Here is an 18,840-nt window from a genome sequence, read left to right as displayed (position 1 = left end):
TACCTTCACCACGCTAGAGGCGGAGCTGGAGGCGGAGCTGGAGACTCGTCGGCGGCAGTATCAGTACTACCGGGATGCGCTTTTGACGTTCGGGGAGGGTACGGATGCTGCAACAAGGGTCAGGTGGGTGACTTTGGGGGAGATTGCAACTTACGCTAATACGCGAATTCAGTCCGTCGGATTAGATGCATCTTCGTATGTTGGGGTTGACAATCTGCTTCCTGACACACGAGGTAAGGTTCGCTCAAATTTTGTCCCGACATCTGGAACTGTCATCGGTTATCAGGCCAATGACATCCTGATAGGAAATATTCGCCCCTACCTCAAGAAGATATGGCTTGCGCATTCAACAGGTGGTACCAATCAAGATGTGCTTGTTATTCGTATCAAGGATGAAGCCAAGGCCATGCTCAAGCCTCGCTATCTTTACTATTTGCTGGCTTCGGATGATTTCTTCACATATGACTCGCAACATGCAAAGGGCGCCAAGATGCCTCGTGGTGATAAGACGATGATCATGAAATATAAGATCCCCATCCCCCCCTCGAAGTCCAAGCCCGCATCGTTGCGGTTCTCGATCAATTCGACACACTGGTCAATGACATCACGGCCGGTTTGCCTGCCGAGATTGCGGCACGCCGCCAGCAGTACGCGTACTACCGCGACCGGTTGCTCACGTTCAAGGAGGCTGTATGAGTGAACCTATCCCACCCTTTCGTTATGCACCTATTGTGTGCTCTGAGCAGAGCACCATTGTTGCCGAGTTTGTACCCGAGGCCTCGGGTGTGCGTGAGGCGGGATATCAGTCCGAAGCGGAGTTGGAAGCAGCTTTCATCAAGCAGTTGCAGGGGCAGGCCTACGAATATCTGCCGATCACCTCGGAGGCCGCGTTGCTGGCCAATCTTCGGCGCCAGTTGGAAAAGCTCAACAAGGTCACGCTGTCGGATGCAGAGTGGGAAGGTTTTTTCAGTACCTGCATCGCGGGTGCACATGACGGCATTGTGGAAAAAACGGCACGTATTCAAGAAAACCATGTGCAGGTCTTGAAGCGCGACGATGGCACCATTAAAAACATGTGTCTGCTTGACAAGGTCAACATCCACAACAACACCTTGCAGGTGATGAATCAGTACGCAGTGGAGGGCGCTCGTGCCAACCGCTATGACGTCACGGTGTTGGTGAACGGTTTGCCGATGGTGCATGTTGAGTTGAAGCGCCGCGGCGTGGACATTCGCGAGGCGTTCAATCAGATCAACCGTTATCAGCGTGATAGCTTTTGGGCGGGTTCGGGGTTGTTAGATTATGTGCAGCTTTTTGTCATCAGCAATGGCACGTTGACCAAGTATTACAGCAATACGGTGCGTGCCGGGCATGTGGAGGAGCAATCTAACAAGCGCAGTAAGAGTAAGACGTCCAACAGTTTCTCTTTTGCCATTTGGTGGGCAGATGCGAAAAATCAGCCGATCACCGAGTTAACTAGTTTTACCAAAACGTTTTTCGCCAAGCATTCGCTGCTTAACGTGCTGACCAAATACTGCGTGTTTAATGCCAAGCGTAAGTTGTTGGTGATGCGGCCTTATCAGATTGTGGCTGCCGAGCGCATTTTGCAACGCATTGTCATTGCCACACATCAGCAGCAGTTGGGTACGGTGGCGGCAGGTGGCTATATTTGGCACACCACGGGCAGCGGCAAAACGCTGACGAGTTTCAAGGTGGCGCAATTGGCATGCGGTCTGGGTGTGATCGACAAGGTGTTGTTTGTGGTGGATCGTAAGGACTTGGACTACCAGACGATGCGTGAGTACGAGTCTTTTCAGAAAGGTGCGGCGAACTCCAACACGTCCACGGCGGTATTGCAACGGCAGTTGGAAGATTCCGACGTCCACATCATTATCACCACCATTCAGAAGCTTTCCCGCTTTGTCGCCAAGCACAAGCAGCACCCGGTGTATGGGGCGCATGTGGTGGTGATTTTTGATGAGTGTCATCGTAGTCAATTCGGCGATATGCACACCAAAATCACCAGGGCGTTTCAGCGTTATCACTTGTTTGGTTTCACTGGTACGCCCATTTTTGCTGAGAATGCAGGCAGTACACAGAACCCGATGCGGCGCACGACGCAACAGACGTTTGGCGATACGTTGCATACGTATACGATTGTTGATGCGATCAATGATAAGACGGTGTTGCCATTTCGCATTGATTACATCAATACGATCAAATCACAGCCGAATATCAAAGATAAGAAGGTGGCGGCTATTGATACCGAGCGGGCGTTGTTGGCACCAGAGCGGATCAGGCAGATTGTGAGCTATATCCGTGAGCACTTTGACCAAAAAACCAAGCGTGCCAGCATCTACCGTCACGAGGGTCAGCGACTGCAGGGGTTTAATGCGTTGTTGGCCACTGCTTCCATTGATGCGGCTAAACGTTATTACGCGGAATTGATGGCGCAGCAAAAGGACCTGCCCGAGGCACGACGGTTGAAGGTGGGGTTGATCTACAGTGTTGCTGCCAATGAGGGGGGAGGTGACGGGGGGCTGGGTGAGGAGGAGTTTGAAACTGAGGGTTTGGATCAAGAGTCGCGGAATTTTCTGGAAGCTGCGATCCAGGATTACAACGCGTTGTTTGGTACCAGTTTCGATACCTCGGCAGACAAGTTCCAGAACTACTACAAGGATGTGTCGGAACGCCTGAAAAAACGTAAGTTGGACATTCTCATCGTGGTCAATATGTTCCTGACCGGCTTTGACGCGACCACGCTCAACACGCTGTGGGTGGACAAGCCTCTGAAGGCGCACGGTTTGATACAGGCTTATTCGCGGACCAACCGCATTCTCAATTCGGTCAAGAGCTACGGCAACATCGTTTCTTTCCGCAATCTGGAGCAGGAGACGAATGAGGCGCTGGCTTTGTTTGGCAACAAGGACGCCAAGGGCATCGTGCTGTTGCGGCCTTACGCTGAGTATTACAAGGAGTATGAGGAGCGGGTGGGGGAACTGATGGCTGCATTTCCGCTGGGGAAGGCGATCGTCGGGGAGGCGGCACAAAAGGCATTTATCACGTTATTCGGTTCGATATTGAGGCTGAAAAATATTCTGACTGCTTTTGATGATTTCGGCGGTCAGGAAGTTCTCACAGAGCGGGAGTTTCAGGATTATCAGAGTCTGTATTTGAATCTGTATGCGGAATTTCGCAGTGCATCGGCTGCTGAGAAGGAATCGATTAATGATGATGTGGTCTTCGAGATTGAACTCATCAAGCAGGTGGAAATCAATGTTGATTTCATTTTGTTGTTGGTCGAGCAGTATGTGAAGAAAAAGGGGACGGGGGAGGATAAGGACATCCGTGCGACGATCGAGCGTGCCATTCATTCCAGCCCCAGTTTGCGTAATAAGAAAGAGTTGATTGAGCAGTTTGTCGATGCGGTGAGCATGAAGGCCAAGGTGGATGCGCAGTGGCAGGCTTTTGTGGCGGTGAAGCAGAGCCAGGAGTTGGAGGGCATCATCGCGGAGGAGAATCTCAACGCCGAGGCGGCACGTGAGTTCATTGGAAATGCGTTCCGCGATGGCAGCATCCCTGCCATGGGCACGGCAATCACCAAAGTCTTGCCGCCGGTATCGCGATTTTCCAAGAACAACGGCCATGCAGCCAAGAAGCAGGCGGTGCTGGACAAGTTTGCTACCTTCTTTGAGCGATATTTTGGGCTGGTTTGAACAGCGGGTAATGCAGAACTACGTCAGTCTGCCGTTTGGTGAACACATGGGCTTTTTGATTAGTACGCTCGACGGTGATCCAAGCCTTGTCACCGCCCCGGCCTTGCCTCCACGGCCTACAACAGTGAATACCGAACTGATCAAAGCAGCCGTCGTATTTCTTCGTCGAACTAGCCTGTCTATTGAGCCGGAGTCCTTCAAGAGGGATCTGGCCGCGCTCACCACGCTGGCCCTGACAGACGCGCAACAGCGCAAGTGCGTCGCGGCACTTGATGGAGACGTTTACGAGGATCTGCCCAAGGCGCGGATGGCGCTGGTCTTGCGCTTTGAGTCCTTGGTGTGTGCCCCCGGAGTGCAGTTTCAAGATACCGTGTCGCTGGAGCACGGCCTGCCGCAAACGCCGCCGGAGGGTTCGGACTGGATCAAGTGGTTCCTGGACGAAGACGAGCGCGATGGCTGGAGGCACCGTTTGGCCAATCTGGTTCCGCTGGAGAGGAACAAGAACGCGTCTGCCAGCAACGACGACTGTGCCAAGAAGAAGGACGCCTACTTCAGGGGCAAGGGCAATGCGTCCCCCTTCGTGCTGCTGCAGGAAGTCAGATCAGAAAACGCGTGGACGCCCACGCTTCTGGCAGAGTGCCAGCAATGCCTGGTGGGCGTCCTCAAAGACCATTGGAATCTCGCCGTCGCTACAGGCACGGCGGCAAGCTGAGAAACGTATCAATGCAGAAGACTCAACAAGACCAAAGCCAGATCAAGTGGATTTCCGACTTTATCTGGAACATCGCTGACAACCGCCTGCGCGATGTCTATGTGCGCGGCAAATACCGCGACGTGATCCTGCCTTTCACTGTGCTGCGACGGCTCGACGCCGTGCTGGAAGCCACCAAGGACGCGGTGCTGGAACGCAAAAAGTTCCTCGACGCCCACAACGTGGTCGAGCAGGATGGCGCGCTGCGCATGGCGGCGGGTCAGGCGTTCTACAACGTCTCGGAATTCACCTTGGCCAAGCTCAAGGCCAGCGCGGCAGGGCAGCGCCTGCGTGATGACTTCATTGCGTATCTGGACGGCTTCTCACGCGACGTGCAGGAGATCCTCACCAAGTTCAACTTCCGCAACCAGATCCAGAAGCTGGTGGATTCCCATGTTCTCGGCTACCTGATCGAAGACTTCCTCAACCCTGAGGTCAATCTTGCGCCGTTGCCGGTGAAGGATGCCGACGGTCGCATCAAGCTGCCCGCGCTGGACAACCACGGCATGGGTACGGTGTTCGAGGAGCTGATCCGCCGTTTCAACGAAGACAACAACGAAGAGGCGGGCGAGCACTTCACCCCGCGCGACGTGGTGCAGCTCATGGCCAAGCTGTTGTTTCTGCCGGTGGCCGAGCGCATTGAGTCCAGCACCTATTCGCTCTACGACGGTAGTTGCGGCACCGGCGGCATGCTGACCGTGGCTGAGGAAGCCCTGCACGCGCTGGCCGAGCAGCACGGCAAGGAGGTCTCCATTCACCTGTTTGGCCAGGAGATCAGCGACGAAACCTACGCCATCTGCAAGGCTGATCTGCTTTTGAAGGGCGAAGGTGCGGAAGCTGAGAACATCGTCGGCGGCGCGGATAAATCCACCCTGTCCGCCGACCAGTTCCCTTCGCGCGCATTCGATTTCATGATCTCCAACCCGCCCTACGGCAAGAGTTGGAAGACCGATCTAGATCGCATGGGCGGCAAGAAGGGGTTCAGTGACCGGCGCTTTATCGTCAGCCACGGCGGCGATTCCGAGTTTAAGCTCCTCACCCGTTCCAGCGACGGGCAGCTCATGTTCCAGGTGAACAAGCTGCAAAAGATGAAGCACAACACGCCGCTGGGCAGCCGCATCGCGCTGGTGCATAACGGCTCGGCGCTGTTCACCGGCGACGCGGGCCAGGGCGAGAGCAACATCCGCCGCTGGGTGCTGGAGAACGATTGGCTCGAAGCCATCATCGCCCTGCCGCTCAACATCTTCTACAACACCGGCATTGCCACCTACATCTGGGTGCTGGCCAATAAGAAGGCGCAAGCGCGCCGTGGCAAGGTGCAGTTGATCGACGCATCGCAGTGGTTCCAGCCGCTGCGCCGCAACCTCGGCAAGAAGAACTGTGAACTGGGTGCTGCCGATATTGCCCGCATCCTCGATCTCTACCTCGGCCAGACGCAGGAAGCTGCACAGTCCAAATGGTTCGACACGCAAGACTTTGGCTATTGGAAGGTCACCATCGAGCGCCCGTTACGCCTGAAAAGCCAGCTCTCTGACGAACGCATTGAGTCACTGCGTTTTGCCACTGGCGAGGAGGCATTGCGTGCTGAGATCTACGCCACCCACGGCGAGGCGCTGTATACCGAGTTTGCCAAGCGCAAACCGGCCATTGAGGCATGGCTGAAAGGCGAGGATGAGAACGAGGATGACGACAGCGACGACAGCGACAGCGGCGACGACAACGAGGCCCCCGCCGCCCGCAAAGCTGTGCCCGTCAAGCGCCGCAAAAAGCTGCTTGATGCATCGACGTGGCAGCGCGACAAAGCACTGATGGAGGTGGCGCAACGGGCGCAGCAGGCATTGGGCCGCGCCGTGTTCGACGACCACAATGCGTTCTGCGTCGGCTTCGATGCAGTGTGCAAGGCGCAGGACGCACGCTTAAGCGCGCCAGAGAAGAAGGCCATCTACAAGGCGTTGAGTTGGCGCGACGCCGCCGCACTGCCGGTCATCGCCAAGCGCAGTAAGCTCAAGACGGGCGAATGCTTCGAGCCCGGCTTTGATGGCGCGTATCTGGAAACCGTGGGCAAGGATCGCTTCATGGTCGAGTACGAACCAGACAGCGCGCTGCGCGATACCGAGCAGGTGCCGTTGCAGGAACCAGGCGGCATTGATGCCTTTTTTGCCCGCGAAGTGCTGCCGCACGCGCCGGATGCCTGGATCGCTACGGACAAGACTCAGATTGGCTACGAGATTTCGTTTGCTCGCTATTTCTACAAGCCCGTGCCGTTGCGGACGCTGGCCGAAATCCGTGCCGATATCCTCGCGCTGGAGCAGCAGACGGAAGGGTTGTTGCATAAGATTGTGGGGGCAGAAAAATAATGTTTGGCCCTTATCCGGATTACAGACGAACTAATTTGAAATGGTTTGAATATTTGCCTGAGTCGTGGGCCATCCTGCGTACCAAGCAAATGTTCCGCTTGGTCATTGAAAAAGCTCCAGCAAATAACCAGATGGAGTTGCTATCTGTTTACACCCATATTGGCGTCAGACCGAGAAAAAGCCTTGAGCAACGCGGCAACAAAGCCTCTACAACCGATGGATACTGGGTTGTAAAAGAGGGGGACATAATTTGCAACAAGCTCCTCGCTTGGATGGGTGCTATTGGCGCCTCCCACTATCAAGGCGTCACTAGTCCAGCCTATGATATTTTGACCCCGATCAAGTCATGCAACACTGACTATTATCATTTTCTATTCAGAACGAAGAAATATCTCCAGCAGTTCAAAATAAGGTCGAGAGGCATAATGGATATGCGCCTCAGGCTATATTTTGATCAGTTTGGGCAGATACCAATTCCAGTGCCCCCACGCCCCGAGCAAGACCAGATTGTCGCCTACCTGCGTGCGCAGGACGTGCACATCGCCCGCTTCATCAAGGCCAAGCGCGAGCTCATCAAGCTGCTCACCGAGCAGAAGCGGCGCATCATCGACCACGCGGTGACGCGCGGGCTTGATGTATCGGTGGCGCTAAAGCCCTCCGGCATCGAATGGCTGGGGGATGTGCCGGTGCATTGCAGGATAGAACGCCTTAAATGGGTTTGTCGATTTACATATGGAGATTCACTTTCAGACGCTAATCGCCGCCAAGGCAATGTTCCCGTGTACGGCTCCAACGGGCCGGTAGGTATGCACGATGTGGCCAATGTCGTGGGCCCTTGCATAGTTATCGGCCGGAAAGGTTCATTTGGAAAGGTGAACTACTCCGAGAGCGACCTGTTCGCAATCGACACAACGTATTTTGTCGATAAAAAATGCACGAAAGCTAATATCCGATGGCTTTATTACGTATTGATTTGGTGCCGGCTAGACCGAATCTCAAAAGATTCGGCGGTTCCTGGATTGGACAGAACCGATGCGCTGAACACCCTCGTGCCAGTGCCAGATGGGGCGGAGCAAGAGCAAATTGCAAAACAGCTTGATATCGAGACAGCAGAGGTAAATGACGCCATCACCAAGGTGGAGGAAGAAATCACCCTCATCCGCGAATACCGCGACCGCCTGATTACCGATGTGGTCACCGGCCAAGTGGACGTACGTGGCTGGCAGCCCGACGTGGAGGATGTGGTAGAAGACGCAGTGCTGGCCGCGCTGGGCGATGACCAGGAAGAGATGACCGAACAGGAGGATGACGATGACGAGGACTGACACCAGCGAGCGCTGGTTCGAGGCGCGCGTGGTGCGTGGCCTGACCGGTGTGCCGCAGCCCGAGTACAGCCATGAGCTGGCACCCACGGACTTTGCCGCCACTCACAACGGCTATGTGCAGGGCAAGCCCACTGACTACAACCGCGACGTGGCGTTGGATGTGGTGCAGTTGTTGGCTTTCTTGCAGGCCACTCAGCCGAAGGTGGTGGAGACATTGGAGCTGGCGGCGGACGGCATCAAGCGCACCCAGTTCCTGCACCGCCTGCAAGGGGAGATCACCAAGCGCGGCGTGGTGGATGTGCTGCGCAAGGGCGTAAGCCACGGGCCGGTACACGTGGATCTGTACAAGTTGCTGCCCACGCCGGGCAATGCCGCTGCGGCGGATGCTTTCGGCAAGAACATGTTCAGTGTCACTCGGCAGGTGCGCTACAGCAATGATTCCGGCAATGAACTGGACTTGGTGATCTTCATCAACGGCCTGCCGGTGTTGACCTTTGAGTTGAAGAATTCGCTGACCAAGCAGACTCTGGCCGACGCGATCGTCCAGTACCAGACCACGCGTAGCCCGAAGGAGTTGCTGTTCCAGTTGGGCCGTTGCGTGGCGCACGTCGCGGTCGATGATGCGGGGGTCGCGTTCTGCACCGAGCTGAAGGGCAAGGCGTCGTGGTTTCTGCCGTTCAATCAGGGCTGGAACAGCGGTGCGGGCAATCCACCCAACCGGGATGGTCTGAAGACCGACTATCTGTGGAAGCAGATACTGACCCGCGAGTCGCTGGCCAACATCATCGAGAGCTACGCGCAGGTGGTGGTGGTGGAGGAAGCGGATGCCAGCGGCAAGAAGCGTAAGACGCGCAAGCAGATCTTCCCGCGCTTCCATCAGTTGTGCACGGTGCGTGCCTTGCTGGGCCGTGCCCACAGCGACGGGGTGGGCGGGCGTTACCTGATCCAGCATTCGGCGGGCAGCGGCAAGAGCAACACCATTGCCTGGCTGGCGCACCAGTTGGTGGAGCTGCGCCGCAAGGACGACCCGATGACGCCGCAGTTCGATTCCATCATCGTCATCACCGACCGGCGCGCGCTGGACACGCAGATCGCCGACACCATCAAGGGGTACGACCATGTGGCGGCGATTTTCGGCCACTCCGACAACGCGCAGGAGTTGTGCGAGTATCTGCGCGGGGGCAAGAAGATCATTGTCACCACGGTGCAGAAGTTCCCGTTCATCCTTGATCAGCTGGGCGATCTCTCCGGCAAGAGGTTCGCGCTGTTGATCGACGAGGCGCATTCCAGCCAGGGCGGCAAGATCACGGCGCGGATGCACGAAACCCTGGGCGGCAAGGTGGCTGAGGAGGAGTTCGAGGAGGAGTTCGAGGAGGAGTTCGAGGAGGACAGGACGCAGGATGCGGTCAACGCGGAAATTGAAAGGCGCATCGCCTCGCGCAAGCTGCTCGCCAACGCTAGCTACTTTGCGTTCACGGCCACGCCCAAGAACAAGACGCTGGAGTTGTTCGGTGAGAAGACGCTTGTTGGCGACAAGGTGCAGTTCCGCTCGCCTGAAGAGCTGACCTATACCACGAAGCAGGCGATCCAGGAGAAGTTCATCCTGGACGTGGTGGAGAAGTACACCCCCTACGACAGTTTCTATCAAGTCGCCAAGACGGTGGCGGACGATCCGGAATTTGACAAGGTGAAGGCGCTGAAGAAGATCCGCCTCTACGTCGAATCGCACGACAAGGCGATCCGCCGCAAGGCCGAGATTATGGTGGATCACTTCATCGCAGAGGTTGTTGGCAAGCAGAAGATCGGTGGCCAGGCGCGGGCGATGATTGTGTGCAACGGCATTGCGCGGGCGATTGATTACTGGCGTGAGGTGTCGGACTACCTCACGCAGATCAAAAGCCCGTACAGGGCCATCGTGGCGTACTCGGGCAGCTTCGAGATTGGCGGGCAGAAGAAGACGGAGGCCGATCTCAATGGGTTTCCGAGCAAGGACATTCCGGACACTCTCAAGAAAGACCCATATCGCTTTCTGATTGTTGCCAACAAGTTTGTCACCGGCTTCGATGAGCCCTTGTTGCACACCATGTACGTGGATAAGCCGCTGGCGGGCGTGCTGGCGGTGCAGACTCTGTCACGTCTGAACCGCGCGCACCCGCAAAAGCGCGATACGTTCGTGCTCGACTTTGCCGACAACGCCGAGGCGGTGAAGGCGGCGTTCCAGGACTACTACCGCGCCACTATCCAGATGGGTGAAACCGACCCCAATAAGCTGCATGATCTGAAGGCCGAACTCGACGGGCAGCAGGTGTATAGCTGGTCGCAGGTGGAAGAGGTGGTGGGGTTGTACGTGAGTGGCGCGGATCGGGACAAGCTTGACCCCATCTTGGATGCGTGCGTGGCCGAATACACCGATAAGCTCGGTGAGGACGATCAGGTCAAGTTCAAGGGCAAGGCCAAGGCGTTCGTGCGCAGCTACGGCTTCTTTGCTGCGATTTTGAGTTACGGGCATCCTGCGTGGGAAAAGCTGTCGATTTTTCTGAACTTTCTCATCCCCAAGCTGCCTGCGCCCAAGGAGGAGGACTTCTCCAAGGGGGTGCTGGAGACCATCGATATGGACAGCTACCGGGTGGAGGCCAAGGCGGCGCTGAAGATGGCGATGGACGACGCAGATGCCTCTGTCGAGCCAGTGCCTTCGGGAGGCGGTGGCGGCAAGGGGGAGGCAGTCATCGATAGACTCTCGGTGATTATCAAAACGTTCAACGAGCTGTTTGGCAACATCCAGTGGAAGGACGAGGATAAGATCCGCAAGGTCATCGCCGAGGAAATTCCGGCGAGGGTGGCGCAGGACAAGGCTTACCAGAATGCGCAGGCGAATTCCGATAAGCAAAACGCCAAGTTGGAGCACGATAAGGCGCTCAACCGTGTGGTGCAGGAGTTGTTGTCTGACCACACTGAGCTGTTTAAGCAGTTCAGTGATAACCCCAGCTTCAAGCGCTGGCTGACGGATACGGTGTTTGATGCGACTTATCAGACTGGGAGGGGGCCGCCGAAGGCACCGCCACAGGTGGGGGCGTCGGCATGAGCAGGCATTGGTGTGGGAGGATGCGATGAGCAGAATGTCTCCAGAGGATCAAGTCAACATTTCTGCGCTTTGCAGAGCGGCGGGGTGACTGGAGGAAGAGGCTCTGTATTCGAGTAAGGGGCATTTCAATGCCGAAGCTACATGGGTGCGGCGCAAGGATTGGCTCGGTGTGCCAGTGACCGCTTTGGGTGTGATTGCAGGTGCGGTTCTGGTCAAAAGCCAAGCTGAGTGGGTCAATGTTTTCACCTTGCTGGCGTCGCTACGGACGGGGTTGGTGAGCTTTCTCAGGCTCAACGAGTGCGCTGCAATGCTGCCGGACAGTTTTTGGCTCTTCGGAAGGATGTTGGTTTTTTCGTGAGATCGAATTGCTTGAGACTGATCGGATGGGAGAGTTTGCTGAGCGGTTAAAGAGACTTGTTTCTACGCGCAATGAGCTAAAGCAGAAGAGTCGGAGCATTCCACGGGACGTCTGTGTCGCTGCACGTAAAGGCATCGAAGAAGGCGAAGTCACCCACAAGGTGGACAAGGAGAAATGACAGGATGTCGGTATTGAGTTTTCTGACGGACACAGTCAGCCGTGTCGTGCTCTCCGCAACCGAGCAGTCGTCGATCACGACGTCGATCACAACGTCAATCACAACGTCAATCACAACGCTTTAATCCCGGATGGCGCTGTATTTTGACAGGGGCGTGATCGCTCAGAATTTCCAATTCGGGTCATCAGGGTGAGGCACGATTTTGCGCCGTTCGATGGATGAGTGGTCCGATATTGATGAGATGGTCTTTTTTAGCGATGGCAGTGCTACTTCTGCAGACGTATCTGAGTCGATTAAAGGCTTTTGTCGAGAGGTGCTGAGGTGCTATGGATTGTCGGAGGTTGATCAATCCAGTCCAAGGAGCGTGCTTGAGCTGAATGACATCACATTCGATTTGGTGGCAGTGACAAAAATAGGGTTCGGAGAGATCCAGATTCTCAATGGCTCGGGTGGTTGGATGAGCACGAATCCGAATGACTTCAATGCGATGCGTGAAGCAAGGAATAAGGACATCGGCGCTTTGATCAAGCCAACCATCCGTTTGATGAAATACTGGAATGTGGCCAGCGGGTTCCTATTCGATTCATTTGCGCTGGAATCGTGGATTTGTGGTCAGGGTTTCTGGTGACAGTCAATCCAAAGGACGATCTGTTTTCGGTCGTCGACAATCTGAGCACTCATTTGTCTGACTCGCAATGAGTCAATCATGAAATGAGGCGTGCAAAAACTATTGTGGCCAAGGTCAGTCCATGCTCACTGGACAGTGGCGCGCGGTCGGCATCACTCCACGCGGTTCGGTCACCCATCTGGATTTCCTGCACGGTATTGACAGGCTCTTGGGACAGGGGCAGATGCAGCCCCATCCGGTAGCGGTAGCCGACGGTTTGCGGTTTGCTGTTGCCACGCATCAGCCGTGTTTTCGCTGGCTGGGCTGGTTGCGTGTGTGTTCGAGCACCCGCTGTGCCATTGCATCGCCGGTGACCAGTAAGGTTGCGGTGTCACAGTCATCGCGCAGGAAGGCGCGAAAATCCAGCGCGTGACGCGCAAACCACGTGCGCGTGCGGTTCACGTATAGGCCCACGGTGCGCATGTGATCAATGGTGATGACGGTTTGAGTGGTCAGTTCTTGCCACCTTTTTTCTTAATCGGATCGGCTTCCAGATCGCCGTACCAGAGGACGTTGGAGCCGTGCAGCAGGACGGTGCCGAACACGACAGGAATCGGTCGGCGTTCTTCTGCGGTTGGGGCATCAATGTCGGACAGGGACGCCGGTTTGGGCTCGGGCGGTTTCGGGGCGAGTGCGACCGAAATCAGTGCCGCTACGACGATGACGAGGAGGGACTGCATGGCGATTTCTCTAGGAATTAAGAAAACGCCCGTCGAGAAGGGGTTTTTGCTCGGGATGGCGGGAAAGCCGCCGGGGTTGTCGAGGTTGCCGAAACGTGACTCGCACGTGGCTGTGCTGTGGTCTTAGTCGACCGTCAGCAGCCCCTCGGTGCCGACTTCAATGGCCACCGGATAGAGCAAGCGAAGAAGTCAGCCGATGGCCCGAAAATCTGTGCCAACACACGACTTCAGGCCTTGAATGCGCAAGGGGGCAGCAGAGATCAGAGTGGGAAAGACGGCGGAATGTGCGCCAGAAACGGCGATTTCGGGAGGGAGGTACTCAAAAGAGGTAAGGGCCGTAAACCGCGCCAACACAGGGGGAACGGGCAAAAAAAATCCCAACCGGATCAGGGTTGGGATTTCACATTATGGTGGAGGTGGGCGGAATCGAACCGCCGTCCGAAAGTACTCCGTCCCCGGCCCTACATGCTTATCCTGGCCGTTAGGTCTCGTCGCCGGGCAGCACGACAGGCAAAGCGCACCCGGAAACCAGTCTGCTAGATTTAACCAAGGGTGGGCAGACGGCCACGTCTCAGCGGTTCCGTGATGATGACTCTACGCTGCGAGCACGGACACAAGCAGTTTCGAGGCTTAAGCCTTAAGCGGCTAGAGCGAAGTTGTCTTCGTTGGCAACTATAAGTGTGCTGCTGGATTTACGAGGAAAGCGGCCCCCTCGGCATGCACCAAGTGATTTTGTGACCCCCGTCGAAGCCAGTGCACCCCCGGTGAGGTAAACGCGTAAACAGCTGCCGGATGTCTTGCTGGACAGATGTTGGCCGGAAGCGAGTGTGGATTGTATGGGATTGAGGTAGGGGTTGTCACTGATGAGTGCTGTGGGGTTGTTGCGGGGTGATGGGCTTGATTCGGTGTGGTCATGATGGGGGGAGCGGTTGAAGAGGGGGCGTCATGGGGAGCGGTGTTTTCTTTTTCCAAGGGGTGATCTACAGGTGTGGTGTGTTTTAAGGAATGATGAATTTGAATGGGTAGATCGCAATGTCAAGGTGTGCGTAGGGCGAAGATGGGTTAATGGGTGTGTGTGGTGATACGGAAGACGTAGGCATGTTCGCCCACAGGTTTGTTCGGCAAATGCAGGTGAAGGCCGTCGTTGTGTTGCTCAAATGGGATTGGGCGATTGTCTGCGAGCAGTGTCACGCTGTAGACGTTGTCGGATGCGTTGATGGAGTGGATCACGGTTTGGCCGTTTGTCGGCCAGCCTAATTCGATGGCGTATAGGGTGTCGCCGTGCACGGTGAAGCGGAAGTCTTCGGCGGTATAGGGTTTTGTTTTGGTGTCTTGAAAGGTGCCGCCAGCGACTTCCGTTGGACCTTCGCCATAGGTGCGCCAGGGGTGCGTATCGTAGATGGCTGTGCCGTTGATGTTCAGCCATTTGCCGATGTTGAGCAGGATGGTGCGCTCGGCATCTGGGATGCTGCCATCGGCGCGTGGGCCGATGTTGAGGAGTAAGTTGCCGTTTTTGGCGACGACATCGGCCAGCATGTGGATGATGAAGGTGGGTGATTTATAGGTGTCGTTTTCAATGTATCCCCAGGAGGCGTTGCTGATTGAGGTGTCGGTTTGCCAGTGGGTGGGGTGGATGCCGGTGAGTTGACCGCGTTCGATGTCTAAGGTGCCGGCTCCATCGGGGAGGGCGCCGAGTTTGTAGTTCACTACGACGCCACATTGCGGTTGTGTGGTGGTGGAGGTCAGGTGTGTTGCGGTGATGGGGGTAGGCGGTGATGGGGCGGTGGACGGTGTGTGGTGAGGGGCGGCATGACAGGTGTTTTTTGTTTGGCCGTGGTTGTAGTAGTAAGCCAGCAGGGTGGGTAGTGTGTTGCGAAAGGCTGGGTGTGCGATCCACCAGTCAAAATAGATGAGTTCAGGGGAGTAGCGGTCGATGAGTTCTGTCGTGCGTGCTAACCAGTCGTTGAGCCAGGCTTGGGAAACGGGTGTCCAGTCGTTGGCGACGTCTTCGTCAGTTTTTCCTGCTAAGCGTCTCTGCGCTGGGCCGTATAAGTCGGCGTAGTGTGGGTCATTGATATCGGAATCAAATTGACGGCCTCCGTCAAAAAACCAATTGTGTTCGGCGCGGTGGGAGGATAAGCCGAAGTGTAGGCCTTGGGCTCGAATCGCTGTGGAGAGTTCGCCGAGTAGGTCGCGTTTGGGGCCGGTCTTAACTACGGTCCAGTCCGAGAGGTGGGAGTCGTACAAGGCAAATCCATCATGGTGTTCGGCCACTGGGACGACATAGCGGGCACCTGCTTGTTTAAAGAGTGTGGCCCAGGCGTTTGGGTCGAATGTGGATGCGGTGAACTGGGGGATGAAGTCTTTGTAGCCGAATGTGTTTTGTGGGCCATAGGTGGCTAGGTGGTGTTGATATTCTTTCGATCCCTGTTGATACATGTTGCGTGAGTACCATTCACTGCCAAATGCGGGAACGGAGAAGACGCCCCAGTGGATGAAGATGCCAAATTTGGCATTGTTGTACCAATCGGGGGAGCGGTACTGTTTCAGTGATGGCCAGTCGGGGCGGAATGGTCCGTGTGCCGCACCATGGTGTGCAATGTGTACGAGGTGGTCGCGTTCCGGTGCGTACTGGGCCGTGGCTTGTAGCCACTGTTGATCGATTTGTTCGGGAGAGTTAGTGGTTGCTGGTGGTGGTGCGGCTGCGAATAAGGGGAGTGGTAGTAGGGTGAGCAGCAGGGTCAGTCTGTGTGTCAGGGGTGCGGTTTTAGTTTCTTTGCGGGATATGTTTTTGCGAAGACGGGGGGCGAGTGTCATGGGAGGGGTGCTCCTGTGATGCGCTGATTGGAGCGGTCTGCATCCGGAAAGCGCGCCACTTTTGCAGTGGCGCGCGGTGAGGGTACTTAGAATTTGAAGTTCAGTTGTGCTTGGTAGCTACGGCCATTTTTGTACATGCCGATGGGGGCGTATTTAACTTCGTTGTACCAGTAGTAGGTTGAATTCAGCAGGTTGGTGGCGCTGATGTTTAGGGTGACCCAGTCGTTAAATTTGTAGGATGTGGTCAGGTCGAGTTCTTTGTAAGCATCTGTGAAGACCTGTGAATCCAGTCGTCCGATTTGGGTGAAGTATTTTGATCGGTAGCTGTAGTTAAGGCGGACTGCCCAGGGGCCCTGTTCCCAATAGGGGATCACGTTGTAGGTGTTTTTGGAGAGGTAGGGTAGGTTCAGGCCATCGTTAGAGTTGGATTGCGCATAGGTGTAGTTTGTGGCCAGACCAAAGCCGTAGGCGAATGCGTGTTGGTAGTTCAGTGAAAGACCGGTCACTTTGGCGCCGGTGGCATTCATCGGTCGGGTGACGGTGTAGGGTTTGTTGAAGATATTGTTTGATGGGTCGCTCAGGGTTTCGGTTGTGGTCGTGGTGACGATGTAGGAGCTGATGTCACGGTAAAACGCTTCCGCTGACAGCATGCTTGAGGGGGCAAAGTACCATTCAGCGGCTAGGTCGTAGTTGCTGGATTGGTAGGGTTTCAGGTTGGGGTTGCCGCCGCTTGCAGTCAGGTCGCCAGAGGTGCTGTTCAGTGAAAAGGAGCCTGCAAGGTCACCGTAACGTGGCCGGGCGATGACGCGAGCGGCGGAGAAGCGCAGGACGCTGTTGTTGGTCAGGTCATAGGCAATGTTGAGGCTCGGTAGTGGCTTGTAATAGCGTTTGGAGTCTTTTACCGGTTGATAGTTGACGGTGTTGTTTACGGTGGTGCTTTGCCAATACAAGATGTTGTCTTTGGTGTCCACGTAACGGATGCCGAGGTTACCGCGCCATTTTCCAGAATCGAAATCCAACTGTGTGTACAGGTTATTGGTGGTTTCTGTGACGCTGAATTGTTGGTTGTATTTGGTTTCGAAGGCCGCTTCAGGCAATGCTTTGAGATAGGACAGGACCGAGCGAAGGTCGGCGGTTGGCCAGTTGATGAGGTCGCCGCTGGCTCCCAGTCCGTTGTACAGTCCTGTGGGTGTCATGCCAGGGTTGAAGGCTGTTAATAGGACGTCTTGGTTAGCAAACAGTGCGTTACCACGGGAGGTTTGGCCGTTCTTATGGCCGATGTATTTGTAGCCGAATTGCAGTTTGTTGAAGGGACCCCAATGGAGGTCGCGTGTGGCGTCGAACTGGAAGTAATTTTCTTGGTCGTTGGTCCGAGTGTATTCAAGGCCGCCCGCTTGTTCGCCGCTCTTCAGGGCCCAGTTGGATGCGTTGTTGTTATCGTAAGTTACGCCGGTATGGGTGCCGTCGTAATTGAAGCGATAGCCGCCTTCTTGGAGCAGAAATTTCATTAAGTATTCGGGATCTTTTCCGCCAGTGGCTTTTGTCGTCCCGGTCTGGGTGGTGAGTACCCATTTGTCTCCGGACCATTGATGGTGCAGATTCAAGCTGTTTGTGGTGACTGTGCTTATACGGTAATTGGCATCAAGCTGTGCGTAAGGTTGTCCTGCTGTTCCATCGGAGACAGTCGCTGTGGTGATGTAGCCGTTTTGTACGTTGGCCGCAGAGACTTTGTTTAAGTCGTTGTTGCAGGTGGGGCAGATATAGCGTGATTCGCTGAAATTATTGTATTTGCCTTTGATGTAGATGCCGGTGAGGTTGAATTCGTTCTGTTCGTTCGGTTTCCACTGGAGTGCGCCTTGGAGTCCGTTACGTTCGCGGGTTTGTTGGAAGAATGCGCTGTTAATGCCAGCCGGTACTTTTGCGGTGGTTGGAGTGCTGCCGTCGCCAGTGATGGTGGCCTCAGGGGGGATATTCGCACCGGTGGTATAGCCGAAGAATTCAATGCCGGCGCGTGCAATGTCCTGTTTGTCGTGGGTGGCTGAGATCAATGCGCCAAAGTTCTCACTGTCGTTTTTCCAACTCCATAGGATCGAGCCGCGTGGGTTGCTTTTTTTGGAGCGGTCGTTGTAGCTGTAGCCTATCGAGCCGCGTATGGTGTTTTTCGGCAGGTCTAACGGTTGACGTGTATGTACGATCACGGTGCCGCCGATCGATCCTTCGTCGATGCGTGCTTCCGGTGTTTTATACACTTCCATCAGTCCGATGATTTCCGGAGACAGCAGGCTGTAATTGAAGGTGCGTCCACTGGTGTCGGTTGGGTTGCCGCCCCAGTCGCCGGAGGCAATGGTTTGGCCGTTGAGCAAGACGCGGTTCAGGGCAGGGTCGGTGCCGTTGATACTGATTTTTTCGCCTTCACCGAATTGGCGGTCTACGCTGATGCCTGGTAGGTGGGAGAGTGATTCGGCAGCGTTGCTGTCGGGAAATTTACCGATGTCTTCGGCACTGATCGCATCCACGATCGAATTGGCGGCGCGCTTGATGGACTGTGTTTTTTCCAGTGAGGCGCGGTATCCAGTGACAGTGACGGTATCCAGCTTGGTGATGGCTTCAGTGTTGGGGGCTGCCGTTGCTGAAGTGGAACAATAAAGTACGGATGAGATACAGAATGCTAGCTTTATGGTGTGGTTATACATTGCTTAATACTCATTGCTTATAAGTAGTGCTTGGTTAGTACGGTGAGCGTCGCCCAACGTAGGAGCTTCTGCCTAAAACCGTGTCGTTGCGGGGGTATTGCACTGCGGGTGTGGTTGCTGTTGGTTGATTTCTTAACTTATTTATGTCGGATTGGTTCGGTAGTGGCCGGTATCAATCACACGTTTTCCTAAAAACCGGGTATTTACCGTTTTTCA

At 55.4% G+C, this 18,840-nt stretch carries 14 protein-coding genes and 1 other RNA gene; 9 read left to right on the top strand and 6 right to left on the bottom strand.

Features of this window, described 5'->3' with window-relative positions; genetic code table 11:
* Window positions 1–561 precede the first annotated feature (561 nt).
* The 9 genes from F7G16_RS12425 to F7G16_RS11345 all read left to right on the top strand — a co-directional run bounded on the left by F7G16_RS12425 (window position 562) and on the right by F7G16_RS11345 (window position 12,395).
* The gene (locus F7G16_RS12425) at window positions 562–696 is read left to right on the top strand and encodes a restriction endonuclease subunit S domain-containing protein (protein ID WP_187695184.1); all 135 of its coding nucleotides are present in this window, start codon (window positions 562–564) and stop codon (window positions 694–696) included.
* Window positions 693–3,716 carry a type I restriction endonuclease subunit R gene (locus F7G16_RS11375; RefSeq protein WP_004087455.1) on the top strand — a complete coding sequence of 1,008 codons (3,024 nt, stop codon included), beginning with the start codon at window positions 693–695 and terminating at the stop codon, window positions 3,714–3,716. The genes F7G16_RS12425 and F7G16_RS11375 overlap by 4 nt, the downstream gene beginning before the upstream one ends.
* Window positions 3,691–4,428, top strand: coding sequence for an HNH endonuclease family protein (locus F7G16_RS11370; protein ID WP_234552903.1), 738 nt, complete (start codon window positions 3,691–3,693; stop codon window positions 4,426–4,428). The genes F7G16_RS11375 and F7G16_RS11370 overlap by 26 nt, the downstream gene beginning before the upstream one ends.
* 11 nt (window positions 4,429–4,439) lie before the next feature.
* Window positions 4,440–6,824 carry a type I restriction-modification system subunit M gene (locus tag F7G16_RS11365; protein ID WP_004087459.1) on the top strand — a complete coding sequence of 795 codons (2,385 nt, stop codon included), beginning with the start codon at window positions 4,440–4,442 and terminating at the stop codon, window positions 6,822–6,824.
* The gene (locus tag F7G16_RS11360) at window positions 6,824–8,149 is read left to right on the top strand and encodes a restriction endonuclease subunit S (RefSeq protein WP_038231639.1); all 1,326 of its coding nucleotides are present in this window, start codon (window positions 6,824–6,826) and stop codon (window positions 8,147–8,149) included. Before F7G16_RS11365 ends, F7G16_RS11360 begins: the two co-directional genes overlap by 1 nt.
* A complete protein-coding gene (locus tag F7G16_RS11355) occupies window positions 8,136–11,231 on the top strand; it encodes a type I restriction endonuclease subunit R (protein WP_004087462.1) in 3,096 nt (1,031 codons plus the stop codon). Before F7G16_RS11360 ends, F7G16_RS11355 begins: the two co-directional genes overlap by 14 nt.
* A 145-nt stretch (window positions 11,232–11,376) precedes the next feature.
* Entirely contained in the window at window positions 11,377–11,589 is a 213-nt protein-coding gene (locus F7G16_RS11970; protein WP_042466539.1) for a hypothetical protein, read from the top strand.
* Between the two features lie 7 nt (window positions 11,590–11,596).
* Entirely contained in the window at window positions 11,597–11,767 is a 171-nt protein-coding gene (locus F7G16_RS11965; RefSeq protein WP_178086807.1) for a hypothetical protein, read from the top strand.
* A 202-nt stretch (window positions 11,768–11,969) separates the two neighbouring features.
* On the top strand, window positions 11,970–12,395 hold the full coding sequence (locus F7G16_RS11345; protein WP_011098356.1) for a hypothetical protein: 426 nt from the start codon (window positions 11,970–11,972) through the stop codon (window positions 12,393–12,395).
* A gap of 76 nt (window positions 12,396–12,471) precedes the next feature.
* Here F7G16_RS11345 and F7G16_RS11340 read toward each other — a convergent pair whose 3' ends face one another.
* From F7G16_RS11340 to F7G16_RS11310, 6 genes are all read right to left on the bottom strand, one after another.
* Window positions 12,472–12,675 carry a hypothetical protein gene (locus tag F7G16_RS11340; RefSeq protein WP_004087466.1) on the bottom strand — a complete coding sequence of 68 codons (204 nt, stop codon included), beginning with the start codon at window positions 12,673–12,675 and terminating at the stop codon, window positions 12,472–12,474.
* A complete protein-coding gene (locus F7G16_RS11335; protein WP_228446156.1) occupies window positions 12,675–12,836 on the bottom strand; it encodes a hypothetical protein in 162 nt (53 codons plus the stop codon). Before F7G16_RS11335 ends, F7G16_RS11340 begins: the two co-directional genes overlap by 1 nt.
* Window positions 12,837–12,886: 50 nt before the next feature.
* Window positions 12,887–13,114 carry a hypothetical protein gene (locus F7G16_RS11330; protein ID WP_004087472.1) on the bottom strand — a complete coding sequence of 76 codons (228 nt, stop codon included), beginning with the start codon at window positions 13,112–13,114 and terminating at the stop codon, window positions 12,887–12,889.
* Between the two features lie 408 nt (window positions 13,115–13,522).
* Window positions 13,523–13,877, bottom strand: a transfer-messenger RNA (tmRNA) gene (gene ssrA / locus F7G16_RS11320).
* Between the two features lie 299 nt (window positions 13,878–14,176).
* The gene (locus F7G16_RS11315; protein WP_370447378.1) at window positions 14,177–15,901 is read right to left on the bottom strand and encodes an alpha-L-fucosidase; all 1,725 of its coding nucleotides are present in this window, start codon (window positions 15,899–15,901) and stop codon (window positions 14,177–14,179) included.
* A 116-nt stretch (window positions 15,902–16,017) separates the two neighbouring features.
* Window positions 16,018–18,624, bottom strand: a complete 2,607-nt coding sequence (locus tag F7G16_RS11310; protein WP_004087477.1) for a TonB-dependent receptor — start codon at window positions 18,622–18,624, stop codon at window positions 16,018–16,020.
* Window positions 18,625–18,840 lie beyond the last annotated feature (216 nt).

It is taken from the genome of Xylella fastidiosa (genome assembly GCF_011801475.1).
In the GTDB taxonomy this organism is placed as follows: domain Bacteria; phylum Pseudomonadota; class Gammaproteobacteria; order Xanthomonadales; family Xanthomonadaceae; genus Xylella; species Xylella fastidiosa.
The sequence above is the reverse complement of the archived record's forward strand: the minus strand, read 5'-3'. Positions and strand labels throughout refer to the sequence as shown.